Origin of the sequence: Mucilaginibacter gossypii (assembly GCF_900100945.1) — a bacterium.
Taxonomy (GTDB): Bacteria; Bacteroidota; Bacteroidia; order Sphingobacteriales; family Sphingobacteriaceae; genus Mucilaginibacter; species Mucilaginibacter gossypii.
The window spans coordinates 325,768-342,069 of record NZ_FNCG01000002.1 but is presented as its reverse complement, the minus strand read 5'-3'; the positions used below and the strand labels follow the sequence as shown (position 1 = coordinate 342,069).

The window sequence follows — 16,302 nt, the reverse complement described above, 5'->3', positions numbered from 1 at the left end:
TTTAAAGTGAGTGTCCTTTTCTTTTTTTCTTGCGCTTATTCTGTTGCAGCCTGCCGATAGCTGCCATGTCTTGTTGTTCTTCTTTGAATAATATATTAAGCAGCGAATCACCATTGCTGCCGGCCGTATTCGATGCTGAAATATTGTCAGTATTTTTTGGAGCCTGTGCGATGTTATTTTCCTTTTTGGAAACTGTTTGGTTATGGTTGACCTCATCCTTTTTAAACCAATTTATTAATGTGGCAGCACTATAATTTTTGCCTAAATCGCTCCCGTTAAACACCGATTTTGACCCATGATCTACAAACGTTATCCCGTATAAACGGCCTTCTTCGTTCTGCCGAAAAATGACTTGAATACCGTCCTCTTTTAACTTTTTTTGAAACGTCATTTTAGAGATCGGCGTTGCTAATGCTTTATCAACTTTTGATTTTAATTGCTCGTTCAGGGGTTTGCGCAACACCTCATTTAATCTAAAACGGTCTTCAAGTGCCTTTAAAGTTGGCTTTCCGTAGATGCTGCTGGCCTTGATCGGAACCCCAAGTTTGTTGCCTTTTTCATCAAGTATCCAATAAACCAACCCGTTTTTTTCATACATTCTTGAATCCTTAGAACCCCGATCAGCGGTAATATTGTATTGATTTAGTACCGCGTTTAGTTCGGGAATACTTGTGAACTTGTACGCTTTTACCACTTCATTCACCACATTGGTGATCGACCTTTTAAGTTCTGACTTGCCATAATTCACCTGTTCCAATGGCCTGCTGATTACATTTTGCTGTTTACCCTGCTCTTCTGCCTTTACCAGATTGTAATTTAATTCAACCTGTTTTCTCGAACTTTCAGAAGCCCTGTTTGCCAGTAAATGAAAACTTATACGTTTACCGTCCGGCTCAATATTGGTCGTTACGATATGCAGGTGAGGGTGTCCTGCATCATGGTGCTGATAAACCAAATAGGGCTGTTTGCCAAAACCTAAACCATCCATATAATCATCGGCAATTTGCTGAAGAACGCCTTGCTCCAAGTTTTCGCTCACGGCAAAATTTAAAGAAACATGCAGCGTATTCACGAGCGTTCGCTCATTTCGATTGGTAAGATCGGTCAATCTTTGAAGCTTATCATTGAACGTTAAATTGACCGGATCTTTCAGGTAACCTTGTGCTGAAATCAACTCTGCTTTGCCCTGCCTTACTTTATGTTCATTGTAGTTTATTGCACCGCTGATGCTTCTCCCGGTTTTAATTTTTGCGACCATATTTCTGAAAAGTTTTGCATACGTTCTTTGATCTGACCGATGGCCGGATCGACCTTACTGCCAATGATGGAAAGCAGATTTAACCATAAGCGGTTATCCGCATTTCCGTGCGCACTATTGATTTGTCGAACTGCCTGGTTAAGATTATTGCCGATTGCATTTAACTCTTTTCGGAGCAATGCCAATTCTTCCAGCATTTCATCCATTGACTTATCCCGGTAATTTACCGTGATCGGTCTTTCAAGCAAAACGCACCTGATGTACTCGCTCATTTTTAAAAATCTTGTTTTCTTAAAGCGGGTATCAAGTACTTTAAATTCATTGGGCTTAAACCTCGTGGTTACTTTGCGCTCCCTGTTTTCTTCTTCGTTTTCCATTTCTGTAATCTTTAAAAAATCCGACCCTGGAGGATTTTTACCCTACCCCCGACAGACTTCGGAAGGAAGGGGCAAGATCCGTTTGTCCGACAAACGTTTATCTTGCTGATTGCTATTAAGAGGCAATCTCATCCCTTAAAACTTCTTTAACCTGCCAGCATTCCTTTAAGACCTGTATCATGTTGACTTCTTCAATTTGGTATCTAAAAAGAATTTTAAAGCATCGACACTGATGTCTTTTAAAGATGTATCGTACTCCACCCCGTAGGATTTCATGCGCTTTAAAAGCGCCTTTGGAATCCACACATTTAACTGCGCCTCTTCCTCTTTTAATGCGGCACTTTGCCTGATCGGGTGAACTTCCTGTATGGGCGTTTTGGGCGTATCCTTTTTAAGTTTGTCCGCTAAACCGCCGAGTTTGTCTTTATAATCTGTCATTGTAAATCTTTCTTTTAGTACATCGTTATTCAAGAGATTTTTGACGATTACATAAATATGTATTTATGTAATTATGCACTGATGCGGTTAACGATCTCTTCCGCTAAGGATGTAATTTCCTCTATCGCTTTGATATCGCTTCCTTGTAACACCCCTGCGGTGATAGACGACCTTGCAATGCTCACCCGGTCATGTATCATAGTTTCCAAAACAGGGGTTTCCATGCTTTCTAAAAGGCCGCTTACCTCCTTAGTTATGCCTGAGCGGGGTTTAATCATATTCATTACAATGCCAGCTTGTATGTCGGGCTTTTTCACCTGCGCATCCTTTACTAAGGCGATGGTTGACCGGATAGCCATTACATCAAAAAAGCCTGCTTTAGTAGGTATCAATATAAAATCCGAAAGACTGAACAGTTCCGGTAGTTTGTTCGACAGATAAGGCGGGGTATCAACTATAATCAGGTCGTAATCTAACCTTTTGATTTCCTGCAACTGTTCGTTACCGACAACTGCCAGGCCAGGTAGTTCCTCTTTAATCTGAAAGAGGCTACCCTGTAAATCCGTATCAACCAAAGCAACGTTTAGTTGATCCTGAAAACACACTGCTAAATTCATTGCGAGTGTGCTTTTTCCTACGCCCCCTTTTTGGTGGGCTACCGTGATGATCTTTCCCATTTTATGTAATTCTAAATTGTTATAAATACATAATGCTGTAATTGCATAATGCTGTAAATCTTTAAATACATATTTCTTTAATTGCAGAGGTATTGTAAATACATATTGCTGTAAGCCTGTACTTCCACAATTGCAGTCTTCTACAATTACATAATTCTATAATTACATATTGCTGTAAATACAGTAACCTGTAATTATGTATCGGGGAACGCCACGCGTTTTGCCTCCTTGCGTTCCAATAATTTTGTTTGCTGAACAGTGTTGTAAATCCAATCCTTTGCTAAAACTTTCCAGTTTTTTTGCGGCCTGCCCGTAACGGTCTTCCATTCCATATTTTCGTGATGCTGAAAAAATCTTTGGGCATCCGGCAAAGCCATACTTTGCTGATCGAAATAAATTGCCACATGGCCGATGAGCGGCGGTATTTGATAGCCCATTCCCTTATTGGTAGAATAAGCCAAAATGTCATCAAAAACAGCAATCAATTCCTGCTGCTGAATAACGCGTCGCTTAGCCCTGCGCTTTTGCATAATTAGAATTTAACGACGGTTGCTGTTTCCATTAGCCCTTCTATTTTGTCGGCATCGTAATAAGTGACTTTGCCTAATTTGGTAAAGGGGATTTTGCCGTTATCTCGCAAAGCCTGTAGCTTGCCATGTGATATATTTAGCATCTTACGGACCTCCATAGCTTTTAACCATTTTTTGGTTTTACCGCTAACCTGGTCTTTAAGCATAGATTTTATATCTGATAGCAAAAGGTCTTTAAATTCTAAAAGGTCGCCAACTGTAATAAGTTGGTCGCGGAACATCTTTCCGTGTTTATCGAAATGTGAAATAGCTTTTTCCATAATCAATATTTTATGGAGCAAAGCTGAAAAGGAAAAAAATAGATTTTTCACACCTCATGTATGAGGTAGGTGTTTTTTATTAAAGGTTATACAGGAATATCCATCAAATAATAGGTATTTTTATAATTATAATTTCACCTATCCATCGTTGCCTACATGCAAATCACATCAATTAAAATTCAAAATTTTCGAGGAATACGTAAAGCAGATATAATTTTAAAAGGGCATACAGTTTTTATTGGAGATAATAATGCGGGTAAGTCTACCATTCTTGAAGCTATGGATTTGGTTCTTGGCCCAGACAGGCTTTATCGTACACCTGTAGTTGACGAACATGACTTTTACAATGGGGAATATCTTATTGGAGAAACCCCTGTAAATATTTTCATAGAAATTGTAATTACCGGCTTAAACGCTGAGCAAGTACGGAAATTCAAAAACCATCTTGAATTTTGGGATACAGAGGAAGATAAACTAATTGAAGAGCCTCCCGGTGAAGTTGTAGATGAAGAACACGTTGTTGAAGCATTAAGAGTAGCCTTCAAAGGTTATTACGATTCGGAAGAAGATGATTTTGCTGGAGAAACTTTTTTCTGTCACCCCGAAAGAGAAAATTTAACTTTTGCCAGTTTTGGAAAAAAAGATAAACGAGATTGCGGATTTTTATACTTGCGAGCTTTACGTACAGGCTCAAGGGCATTAAGCCTTGAAAGGGGGTCTTTGTTAGACATAATTCTTAAAATACGTGAACTTAGACCTAAAATGTGGGAGGATGTACTCCAAAAATTGCGAGTAACCACTGTTGCAACAGACCCTACCATTGGCGTTAAAGAAGTATTAGATGGTGTACAGGAGGCATTAAAGGAATTTGTTCCTGCTGACTGGGGATCAGAACCACATCTCAAAGTAACAGATCTTACTCGGGAAAGTCTGCGTAAAACTCTAACAGTTTTTATGTCAACGGGAACTGATGATTACTATGCTCCGTTTCATCATCAGGGAACAGGTACTGTTAATACTATGGTTCTTGCCTTACTTTCAATGATTGCCGAAATGAAAGATACAGTAATTTTTGCAATGGAGGAACCTGAAATTGCAATTCCTCCATATACACAAAAACGGATAGTAAACATAATTCGCAAAAAAACTAACCAAGCTATATTTACTTCGCATTCCCCTTTTGTATTAGAAGAATTTACTCCTGAAAGTATTTGCCTTATCAATCGAGAAAAAGGAATTGTGTTCAGTAAATCAGTTGATTTGCCTTCCATTATAAAGCCAAAATCTTACCGGTCGGAATTTCGATTACGCTTCGCAGAAGCTTTGTTGGCTAAAAGAGTTTTAATTACAGAAGGTAATACTGAAGCCACCAGTTATTCTGCTGCCGCTAAAAGACTGGAAGAAATAAATCCTGACAAATATTTGTCATTTGAGGCTTTGGGTGTAGCAGTATTTGACGCCGCTTCCGAAAGTTCAGTTCCTATTTATGGCGAATATTTTAGGGGGTTAAAAAAAATCGTATTAGCAGTTTTCGATAAGCAAACAGATGAGCATAAAGAAAAAATTGTTGCGAATGTGGATTATGCTTATGAGATACCGTACAAAGGATTTGAAAAATTAATAATCGAAGAAACCGATTCCGCCGCCCTTAAAAAATTCGCCCTTAAACTCACTAAGGAGGGTTCATGGCCAAGTCATTTATCAACTGTTAAACCTCTAAAGACTTCAACTGATGATGAAATAAAAAAGTCTATAGGTGACTATCTCAAATGGGCGAAGGGTGCAGGCGCAGCAGCAGATTTGATAGGTGATTGTACTGTGAATGAAATCCCGATAACATTGCGTAAAACTATTAAAGATATTAAAATCAAGATAGATATTTAAGATTGCGTCGATGATAAAACTTTGTGAAAAAAGAAAACAGTTATTGGTTGAAGACGGGCATCTTATGGTTAAAGGAGGCCCTGGTGCCGGCAAGACAACAATAAGTATTTTAAAAGCGCAGCAACTAATATCAGATGGGAAATTATTGAAAGGACAAAAAATATTGTTTTTAAGTTTTGCGAGATCGACTGTTGGTCGGGTAATTGAAAGCGCAAAATCAATGATACCCAATGAAAGTTTTAAGCACCTTGAAATCAACACATATCATGGATTTACCTGGTCAATTATTCAAACCTATAGTAGGTTAATTGTTAAACATCGATTTATAAGGCTCCTACCACCTCCAGAAACCGCTTCATTATTGTTCGGCCTTGATGAAGAACAAAGGAGAGCAAAATGCACATCGATGTTTGTAGATGAAGGTATTTTAACATTCGATTTGTTTGCTGAGAAAGCAAAAGAAATTTTACAAAGAATTGTATCAGTCCGTAATATAATCAGCGACACCTACCCATACATTTTTGTAGATGAGTTTCAAGATACCGACCCACATGAATGGGATTTTATTAAACTTTTGGGCAAAAAAAGCACCATCATAGCATTAGCAGATCCATATCAAAGGATTTATGATTTTAGAGGTGCCAATCCTAAAAGAATTAAAGAGTTTGAGGATTGTTTTAAGCCTGTTGAATTTGATTTTGGTGATGAAAACAACCGTAGTAATGGAAAAGATATAACCAAATTTGGTAATGATCTTTTAACTGGTGCAAATAAAGGTGTTAAATATAAAGATGTAATAGTCACCCCCTATACATTTGATGGTGGCGAACCAATGTCGGCTGTTAAATATACATTACTAAACAGCTTAAAAAGGTTAAGAGCATCTAATCCAAATGGGGATTGGTCGATTGCTGTTTTAGTAAAAACCAAAGCAACCACCTTATCAATTTCTTCCTATCTATCAAAGAAGTCATCACGCTTGCCTGAGTTTTACCACGAAGTAATGATTGACCCATCTGGGCCGTCCTTATCGGCGATGATTATTGCAGGGTTAATGGAACCAAATACCCCTGACGAAAGAAAAAAAGATTTTATCAGTAATATCATATCCCATTTGCGAGGAAGAAAAGACAAAATCACACAAGAAGACTTAAAAAATGCAGAGTTCTTAAAATCGTACTTGGAAACTGGTACTGTTAGAGGTAAAACTCGTGTTGTATTAGTAGATGAAATTAATACCATAGTAGAGGGAATCGAAAAAATAGAATATTCAGGTACTCCGCAAACTGATTGGCTTAAAGTAAGGAAACTCTTGGAGCATTGTACAAATTCTGTTTTGAAAGATATATTTGAAGATTCCAAATATTTGCGATTGCTTAACAAAGGTGCTTTATTGGGTGAAAGGCTTGCAGAAGCTTGGCGACAAAATCAGCACTATGCTAATGCGAAAAATGCGATTAAAGATGCTTTGCTGCAAGAACATTTTTCATTGAGTAATCGTAGTTATAATGGAATATTTGTAATGACCTTGCACAAATCAAAAGGAAAAGAATTTGATGAGGTGATAATTTGGGAAGACAAATATCACTCAATCGTTCCTTATAAACCTACTCCAGGAGCAATAGAACAGTCAAGATATTTATTAAGGGTGGGAGTTACTCGGGCGAGAAACTTAACGACAATATGCACACCATCTACAAGTAAATGTATTTTGATATAGTAAATGGATTTCGCAAATTTAACTTACAAAAATATAAAAATACATACTTACATAATTCTGCAATTATGTAGTGATTCTAATCCGCAGAACTTAAAATGTTTTTGCTTTATGACATTTAAGTTTTAACTATAAATTGTACATTTGTAAACATTAATTTTCGTTCTTTAAACGACATCAAACAAGTACAAGTAAGTACAAAGTAAATCGGTGACCTTTTCGGTGACCCATTACAAATTCATAGTCGTAACTTATTGATAAATAGAGGCATTAAGCCTTCAAAATATAATCCCAGCGGGATCACGAAAGGCACAAGAAATTGTGCCTTTTCTCATTTAAACCGCACCCAATATTGTTTTAACATATAGAAGCCCTTCTTCCGTTCAGGTTGAGTCGTGTCGAAACTACTGAACATCTTTTTCGTTATATTGCTCCACAATTAAGCATAACCAATACTAAAAATGACCGGCGGTAATAAGAACGATAAGGTGAATATGAAAACGCTTGCGAAAGAGCTTAACCTTTCAACCGCAACTATATCCAAAGCGCTTCGCGATAGCTATGATATAAGTCCTGAAACCAAACTGAGGGTAATGGAAGCTGCCAGGCGTTTAAATTACGTACCTAACGCTTATGCCAGCAGTCTCCGCAAACAAAGCAGCAATACTATAGCCATCATTATACCCGAAATTGCCGACAGCTTTTTTAGCCAGGCCATTAACGGAATTGAAAGTATTGTCGCGCCAAAAAAATACCATGCGCTGATCTACCTTTCCCATGACAGTTATGAACGGGAAGCATCCATGTTTAACGACCTGGCCAGCGGACGCGTTGATGGCCTCATTATGTCGGTAGCCAGCAGCACCCAGGATACCGGACATATTAAAACATTACAGGAAACAGGCATCCCCATAGTTTTTTTTGACAGGGTTTGCGAGGATATTACTGCGGATAAAATAGTAACCGACGACTATAATAGCGCTTACAACGCAGCCACACACTTGTTGCAAGCCGGATGTAAAAACATCTCACTGGTTACCATCAGTGGATATCCTTCTATTTTAACCGCCCGGGAACAAGGATATCGCAACGCTTTAACTGAAAATGGGTTTGTAGTTAAAGATGCAGAAATAGTAACCTGCTCCAATAAATATACGGAGGAAAACGTAAATATGATCAAAGCGCATTTGACGACCGTTAAACCAGATGGTATCATAGCTACAGTTGAGCAGTTGGCTACCGCAACTTATCTGGCTTGCGATGAACTGAAACTACAGATCCCTCGTGATGTAAAAGTTATTTGCTTTACCAATCAAATTACCGCGGCCATACTTAATCCATCGCTTACTACAATTTTACAACCTGCGTATGATATGGGGAAGCAGGCAGCGGAAACCCTTTTCGGCCGTCTGTCCGGGCGGCTTAATGAAGCCAAGCAGGAACTGATAATGCCATCGCAATTAATAGCAAGAGCATCAACAGCCAGTTAGAGATTGTTAAATATCGTTCTTAAACGTAGGAGACACCACCAGCTTACTTTTTTTCTGACGACACTATATTTTTGATATCATCAGCGGATAATGCGGCTTTGAATACTTTCACTCTGTCCATAAAGCCGTGAAACACGCGTTCCGATGGAAACTCTTCGTTTCGGCCTAACGTCCATTTGTTATTTACCGACAGATCAGCGGTTACCTCTAACAGCGTGGTTCCGGCCAAAACACTATCGATATAAACATACAGCGTTTTGCCGTTGCACACGCCGGCTATGTGGTGCCAGTGCTGCTTCCAATCGACAGGAAGGTTTACGGTACAGTCCCCCCTGCCCCATCCACCGGCAAAAAAAGTGAGGGTTTTGCTATCCGTCATTTGCAATACATGGTTATCGCCTTTGGTAATGATATCAACCAGACCTTTCTTATTGCCCATCGGGTAAACCCATCCCATCATAGTAATGGATTCATCCATATTGTCCAAAGCTGGTGAGTTTGGGACTTCCACATAAGTACTATCGCTAAATAACAATTTATCATTAGTAGTCGTTACTGAAGATGAAATAACATTTCCGTTGTTATGAAAGCCCGAACTATCAGCAACTATCTTACCACGGACTATCGATGCGAAATCAAGTAATAATGATTCTGTAGCATTTTCATAAACCTTGTAGATAGTTTTCGCCGTATCGACCCTCACATATTCAAATCCGTTTTTGGAAGCTTTTATATGATGACTAATGGTTTTAACTTCACCGGCATCAAGTTTAATATTATCGGTAAAAACAACCGAATCATTCTGGATTACAGGTATAATAAAGGTTTGCTTTAATCCGCCAGTATTTTTTATCCGGTATTTTATTTCCTGGCTTTCATTCAACCTGATCATCGGTTTTACCTCCAGCCCCGATATATTAAAAGCTTGTTCCTGCGGTTTTGCAGGCAGATTCACTTCGACAATCAACGGTAGTGTATTATCAAGCTTCAGTACCGTTTTTCCCACAGGGTAAAGGCGAAACTCAATAGAATCCTGAACAGTTTGTCCCGGCTCAACCAGCCAGTTTTTATAACTATATGGCTTTCCGTTAACCAACAGCTTTACGGTTTTAATGCCCTTGCTACCTGTATTTTTAAGTTTAAACCTTATCACAAGCGGCTCGTCAGGCACTGCATTTTTTTTATCGACCGAATAACTCGCTATACTAAAGGCAGTATTTTTTTGTGTGGCCGATAGCTCAATCGGATCTTTATCGGTTGGCCAGTTACCTGGGGCTTTCCCCATATCAAAAGTCATTGCACCACCGTTAACCAACACCGAATGTGTCAGGGCCAATTGTTGCCAGGCTTTGCCATTCACATGCAGAGCCTGTACGTAATTATTTTTTGCAGATGAATTATTACTGTCGATGATGAACTTTTTGCCATTGGGTAAATGAAGCGTTACAGATTTGAACAAAGGCGCACCGATAGCGTAAAGCGGATTACCAGGACATACCGGATATATCCCGAGCGAGCTAAAGACATACCAGCTTGATGTTGAACCGAGGTCATCATTACCGGGCAAACCGCCAGGAGTAGCCTTGAACCTATTGAGCATGATATCTCTCACCCATTTTTGTGTTAACCGTGGCTTGCCGGCCTGGTTAAACAGATAAGGTAAGTGAAAAACAGTTTCGTTATCAAAGAGGATAACATTATTGCGAAGAGCTGAATTCAAACGGGCGGCAAACTGCTCATTGCCGCCGGTCATATTAATCAAGTCTTTACCATTTTGAGGCACAAAGTAGGAATATACCCATTTGTCGCCTTCTTTATAACCCGATGTGCCGGGCTGAAGCTTAAACTCATCTCCATTACGCGGAAGCATAAACAGTTCGTCCTTATTTAAAAGATTGCGGTAGTTAAAACCTCTGCTTGATAATAACTGATAAGTCGGCTTATCATTCATCACCTTATCTGCGAATTGCGACAGCGCCCAGTCATCATAGGCATACTCAACCGTGCGGGTAACTGACTCGGGCCGGGTAAAGGGGACATAGGCCATTTGGTGATAAACTTCCATGTCTGACTGAACAAATGGCCCGTCAACCAAATCTTTCTTCATAGCCTTATAAGCAAAATCTTTATCAAAGCCCACAATCCCTTTCAAATAGGAATCAACAATAATTGGAACAGCATGGTTGCCCGTCATACTTTCGGTAGGCAGGTGACCGCTTTGCTTGTATACATCCAACATAGACAAGATCACATCCTGTTGCTTTTGCGGATATAACAAAGTGAGCAAAGGATGTAACGACCGGAATGTATCCCATGGAGAAAAAGCTTCATACTGGTTTTGACCTGTTTTTTGATAGACCTTACCATCCGTACCGCGGTAACTGCCATCAGCGTCATCAGCAACCCACGGCAGCAATAATGAATGATAAAGTGCTGTGTAAAACACCCTTTTATTCTGCTCATTATCATCGGTTATATCAACGATTGATAATAGTTTAGCCCATTCCCTATTTATTTTGGCGCGTATCTCGTCAAAACTAAGGCTACCTGTTTCCTGATTGATATTATGCTGTGCCCCGGGGTAACCAACCGATGATTTGCTTAATTGTAAAGTGATAATTGTGGCACCTGCCTGAGCTTTGCTGAAAGTAAACAGCCAGCCGCCTTTAACTTCTTTTTTATCAGTGTACCCTTGGTTAAAGTTTATTACCGCGTTAGCATTTGAAGCATGAAGCACTTTATTTGATACCACCTGAATTTCGCCGGCATTACCGATAAAGATTTGCGGATTAGCGTTCCCATTAAATGTAAAACGGAACATGCCTGTTCTTGCCGTAGCGGTAGCTTCGGCGACAATCTGTTTACCGTCAAAACTTACCTTGTAATAGCCAGGAGCAGCCATTTCATTTCTGTGCGAAAAACGGAGATTTGATTTACCAGGCTCAAAAATATTGTTTCCATTAAATGGCATCACAAAGAAATGTCCGGACGAACCTTCGGGGAAGCCACTCATGTGGCCAAAACAACTGAAATAATAAATTGAGCTATCGGTATAATTATATCCCCTTGCCCCCATTGTCCTTGTTTCTGGACTTAGCTGTACGCTACCCGATGGCGCAACGGCTCCAGGATAACAACCACCATTGTTGCCCCATTTAGTAAGCACATTGCTAAGTGATGTACCAATAAACGGATCAACATATTGTAGATGATTTATTTGCTGGGCATAGAGGTTGCTGCCCAATAATGTAATGATTGAAACTAAACAGATTATCTTCTTCAATTGCGCAATCAATAATTTAAAACACTAATGTAGAGGCGAATAATTGCGTCTCCCTCTTGCAGGGCATTTAACGTGTATACCCTCTCTGTATAGTTGGAGACGCAATTATGCGTCTCTACGTGGATGTTATATTTTTATATAGATCTTTTTCTTATCAAGCAGATATGCCACCAGCCAGCAAAGCATCATATAACAAAGCGCAAACACCAATGTACCAAACGCGCCGGGGAATATTTTTTGATAAAACGCCTGGTTTATCCAGTCGTAAAAACTTAGCTGTGGTTTTACCCAAATGGTTTGGAACACGGTTAACAGCAATTCTGACAGCAGATATATGGCCAGTGAATTGCGCCCGAATATGAGAAAGAAGTTTGTGCTACTCTTTACCTTTTTTATTTCGATGGCGAACACCATAAAACCTAACAGTAAAAGATCAATCCCGATAGTAAGAAGTGTGAATGAGCTTGTCCACAATTTTTTGGCTATAGGGAAAAATTGTGCCCAGAATAATGAAGCAGCTATCAGCAATACCCCACACATGAACAAGCGCGCAATCGACTCATAATTTTTACCCTTACGCTGTATAAACGCTCCGGCCAGGTACCCGCCAATCACATTAACAATAGCCGTCATGGTGCTGAGTAAACCCTCCGGGTCGAAAGCTATGGGGCCGCCTTTATCATGATATAAATGGTTGTTGCCCATCAATACAATATCCAACCGGGTACCTGCGTTGCCAAGCATGGTATACTCTTTACCCGGTTCACCACAAAATATCAGGAATGCCCAGTAGCCAATTAAAAGTAAAACAGATATGATAACGGCCGTTTTTTGCGAGCAGTAATGAACTATCAACGCGCCAAAAAAGTAACACAAAGCAATCCGTTGTAGCACCCCCATAATACGGGTATGGCTTAGCGGATTAAATACCCAGCTACCTGCTTCACGGTGAAAGAACGGGAACCAATACATCAGGTGCCCCAGCAGAAAAATGATCACAGTGCGCTTAAAAATCTTGCCTATAAAAGCGGCATCAGTTTCAAATTTCTTTTTAGAGAAACTAAGCGCGTTGCCTACTGCGAAAAGGAAAGAAGGAAAAACCAGATCGGTAGGTGTAAAACCAATCCAGGGTGCATGATCAAGCGGCGACCATACGTTTGCCCCCGAACCGGGGGCATTAACGATGATCATGAAGCAAATGGTCATACCACGGAAAACATCGAGCGCGGTAAATCTTTCGGTTGTTGCAGCCATTTTTGCAATTATATTAATTAAGGGGTATTGAAATTTCTTTGATTAACCGGCCTGCAGCTCCTTCTGCCACAATACGGGTTTTATTGATACTATTGCCGTCTTCGTCATAAACCACCACCTGGTTTACACCCGGTTTAAGCCAGCATTCGGGGATATAAAGGCTTTTCATATCCAGTTTTTCAGGGTACCTGCCTAAGTTGTGACCATTAACCCAAACGGAGCCATGTCCTAATCCATCGGGATCAAAACGCCAGATGAATGTACTTCCTGCTGATGATGGCAGACTGAAAATGGTGCGATAAAAGGCTGGTACGTTTTTTACTTGCTTAACTGCTTCAAGCTTCGTCCAGCCCTGAACAGCTTGCGCATCACCCGGACCACCTTTTAATTGCCAGTTGATTACCGCTGTGGCATCACCTATGGCATTGATTTTTACAGATTGATCGATGCCCCCTTCATTTGAGTAATTTTCAATAAAAAGGGTAAGATCAACCGGGTGTTTTAAGGTTTCTGCATCAGTAATGTTCACTTCAAATGGCTGGTTCCAGCCGTCATGATGGGCTACTTGTTTACCGTTAATAAATACGGTGGCGTTTTCGTCAACGCTTTTAAACAGCACTGCTAATTTTGAAGTCCCCGCCGGCTGCTGCGGAATAGTTATGTGAAACCAGGCATAACCCTCTTTCAGGTTGAAAACATCATTGCCTATTTTATACTTTTTGTATACCGATGTATCAAACGCCGGTGGTCCTTGTTTTACATCATACTTTTTATTGGCCCTGGTAAAATACCAATCGCTAAGCTCAGAAATAAACGGTCCGCCTTTTTTGATCAACGCGTTACCGAAAAGCCCTTTGCTATCAACCTCATCAATCGGCCCCAGATAGGCGGCCAGCTTATCCCTCCCGTCATGCGCTGCAAAAACAGCTAAGTTATGCTTGCCTTTGGTTAGATTAATCGTTAACTCATTATCGTTCAATTTCCATTTAGCAGCAGGTTTGCCATCAATAAACGCCTGTCCCCTGCCCCCTCCTTTAACCTGCAAGGTATATTTTCCGTTAGATGTTATGTTTAGCGAAGCCCGGTACCAGGCATCGGCAGTTATATCGTCATCCGCTCCCATTGGCTGCGGATCTTTTGATTTGAGCCAGCTGCTGGCATTAACATTTGGAGCAGCATTAACGGACGCGTCTTTATACTGCCAGTTAGTTAGACTGATAGTCCGCGGCTGATTCCCTTCTTGCGCGTCGACACTGAAAGCAATCCCTTTACCATCAGTGTATAACATTATCTTCTGGCCTGCATTTTGTATTAAAGGCGTTTCTGCCGTAACTTTTAATTGTCCATTTTTAACCGATAGATCACCAACATAGTTTAACCCTGTGATGATATAGCTTGTGCCTTCAATGCCAACTATCCACGTTTTATCGGTTAAAGTGTGGTTCATGGCCAAAACCCTTATAGTTTGCGAGCCTGAATTAAAAGTATATTCAACCGGCATTTCGGCAGTAGCAGGCATTTGCTCATCAATTAGCAAATTATTATTGCCGATTTTTACCGAAGCCGATGCTGACGAAGCTTTCTCTTTAGTATTGAAACGAAGCAACAACTGATCGCCTGCTTCAGCATCAACAATTATAGTCGTCGTATTAACCTGTTTAACAATAGCGAATACACGGGTAAGCGCCCAATCAAGCGTAACTTCATCATTAAGCTTGTAATTGTGCACCAAAGGATAGATCTCTTTAGGCTGCACGCTGATCTTTTTACCCGCAAGCAAACCTTCGTCACCCTTGATATTTAACAATGTACTTACCTTAGATGCTCCCGGATTATCAAGGAATATCAGATCACCAGCCGGGCTTGTACGGGCAGATATTTTAACTGCTGTATCAGCAGCAATGCCTTTGTATATTTCGGAAGCGTTTGTGCTGTTTTCCAATACATCCTGGAAACTGCGGGAGAACCATGAGGCGCGCTTGAAAGTGTAATAAATCGGTCGTAAATCGCCCGCCTGGCCTATACCCGTGCCATAATCGTACGAAGCTGCATCCTCGTCATTATTGGTATAGCCAAAGTTTGAACCACCATGGGCCATATAGTAGTTATAACCGTTACCGCCATGAGCAATGATTTTCCAGGTACGTCTGTCGTAAAGCTCAGCATCTCCCGGCTTGGCTCCATATTGTGAATACCAAACAGTCCAGAACTCTGTAGAGAACCATGGGTTCGGGCGTTTATCATCGTCAAGCTTTCCATCACCTGCAGGGTCACTGGCGTGGTGTAAACCGCTGAAGAAATATGGCACCTGCATACCCATATCCAAAGCTTTTGCCTGAAGATGTTTGAAATAACCATCGGGCATTACGGTTCCCCAACCGTTGGGATGCTCGTTTTCTAACTGAACCAGTATAACCGCTCCTCCTTTATTGATTTGCCTTTGGAACACCACAGGCAAAAGATGATCAAAAAAGCGGTCGACATATTGTTCAAATGGTTTATTGTCTTCACGTACCCGCAGACCTTTTTTAAATTTAAGCCATATCGGGTAGCCACCGTTATCCCATTCGGCGCAATAATACGGGCCAACACGCACAATGGCATATAAACCAAGTTGCTTTACTATGTCCAGAAATTTTCCAAGATCACGGTCCCCGCTGAAGTTAAATTTACCTTCCTGCTCTTCATGAAAATTCCAGATAGTGTAGATCTCGATACAATTAAAACCTGCCCGTTTGATTCTCATCAACCTGTCGTACCAAAGTTCATGCGGTATGCGAGAGTACTCCAATCCGGCTGATACTATAAACGTACGTTTACCCTGAACAATGAAACCTTTACTGTCAAAATCAATATAAGGCTTAGCAACTGCTGTAGTTGGGAAGATATAATCGTTTGAGCCCTGGCTGAGGGCTGATGTAAAAGCGGTTAACAATAGGATAAATGTTAATATGGTATAGCGTATTCTCATGATTTTTCAAAAATCCAGACTTACGCAGTTTTGAAAACTTCGTAAGTCTTTATCTGTATGTTTTTACTCCTGTCATTTCGACGAACTTGTGATGGCCTAAGCG

At 40.4% G+C, this 16,302-nt stretch carries 12 protein-coding genes; 3 read left to right on the top strand and 9 right to left on the bottom strand.

Annotated elements, in window-relative coordinates; all coding sequences use genetic code 11:
• Nucleotide 1 precedes the first annotated feature (1 nt).
• The 6 genes from BLS28_RS04830 to BLS28_RS04810 all read right to left on the bottom strand — a co-directional run bounded on the left by BLS28_RS04830 (nt 2) and on the right by BLS28_RS04810 (nt 3,600).
• On the bottom strand, nt 2-1,258 hold the full coding sequence (locus BLS28_RS04830; RefSeq protein ID WP_091163160.1) for a relaxase/mobilization nuclease domain-containing protein: 1,257 nt from the start codon (nt 1,256-1,258) through the stop codon (nt 2-4).
• A complete protein-coding gene (locus tag BLS28_RS30480) occupies nt 1,213-1,635 on the bottom strand; it encodes a plasmid mobilization protein (RefSeq protein WP_143020694.1) in 423 nt (140 codons plus the stop codon). The genes BLS28_RS04830 and BLS28_RS30480 overlap by 46 nt, the downstream gene beginning before the upstream one ends.
• A gap of 177 nt (nt 1,636-1,812) precedes the next feature.
• Nucleotides 1,813-2,073, bottom strand: coding sequence for a hypothetical protein (locus BLS28_RS04825; RefSeq protein ID WP_091163159.1), 261 nt, complete (start codon nt 2,071-2,073; stop codon nt 1,813-1,815).
• A gap of 71 nt (nt 2,074-2,144) precedes the next feature.
• The gene (locus BLS28_RS04820) at nt 2,145-2,750 is read right to left on the bottom strand and encodes an AAA family ATPase (RefSeq protein WP_091163158.1); all 606 of its coding nucleotides are present in this window, start codon (nt 2,748-2,750) and stop codon (nt 2,145-2,147) included.
• Between the two features lie 194 nt (nt 2,751-2,944).
• Nucleotides 2,945-3,280, bottom strand: coding sequence for a hypothetical protein (locus BLS28_RS04815; protein WP_091163157.1), 336 nt, complete (start codon nt 3,278-3,280; stop codon nt 2,945-2,947).
• A 2-nt stretch (nt 3,281-3,282) separates the two neighbouring features.
• A complete protein-coding gene (locus BLS28_RS04810; RefSeq protein WP_217633088.1) occupies nt 3,283-3,600 on the bottom strand; it encodes a helix-turn-helix domain-containing protein in 318 nt (105 codons plus the stop codon).
• Nucleotides 3,601-3,756: 156 nt separating this feature from the next.
• Here BLS28_RS04810 and BLS28_RS04805 point away from each other — a divergent pair, with 156 nt between their 5' ends.
• From BLS28_RS04805 to BLS28_RS04795, 3 genes are all read left to right on the top strand, one after another.
• Entirely contained in the window at nt 3,757-5,484 is a 1,728-nt protein-coding gene (locus tag BLS28_RS04805) for an ATP-dependent nuclease (protein WP_091163156.1), read from the top strand.
• 10 nt (nt 5,485-5,494) lie between these two features.
• Nucleotides 5,495-7,204, top strand: coding sequence for a UvrD-helicase domain-containing protein (locus tag BLS28_RS04800; RefSeq protein ID WP_091163155.1), 1,710 nt, complete (start codon nt 5,495-5,497; stop codon nt 7,202-7,204).
• 458 nt (nt 7,205-7,662) lie between these two features.
• Entirely contained in the window at nt 7,663-8,691 is a 1,029-nt protein-coding gene (locus tag BLS28_RS04795) for a LacI family DNA-binding transcriptional regulator (RefSeq protein WP_091163154.1), read from the top strand.
• 43 nt (nt 8,692-8,734) lie between these two features.
• Here the strand turns inward: BLS28_RS04795 and BLS28_RS04790 are convergent, their stop codons facing one another.
• The 3 genes from BLS28_RS04790 to BLS28_RS04780 form a co-directional block, all read right to left on the bottom strand.
• Nucleotides 8,735-11,974, bottom strand: a complete 3,240-nt coding sequence (locus BLS28_RS04790; RefSeq protein WP_143020693.1) for a GH92 family glycosyl hydrolase — start codon at nt 11,972-11,974, stop codon at nt 8,735-8,737.
• Nucleotides 11,975-12,100: 126 nt separating this feature from the next.
• Complete coding sequence (locus tag BLS28_RS04785; RefSeq protein WP_091163152.1) at nt 12,101-13,228, bottom strand: acyltransferase family protein; 1,128 nt, start codon at nt 13,226-13,228, stop codon at nt 12,101-12,103.
• Between the two features lie 13 nt (nt 13,229-13,241).
• Nucleotides 13,242-16,199: a beta-galactosidase gene (locus tag BLS28_RS04780; protein ID WP_091163151.1), complete on the bottom strand. Its 2,958-nt coding sequence runs from the start codon at nt 16,197-16,199 to the stop codon at nt 13,242-13,244.
• Nucleotides 16,200-16,302 lie beyond the last annotated feature (103 nt).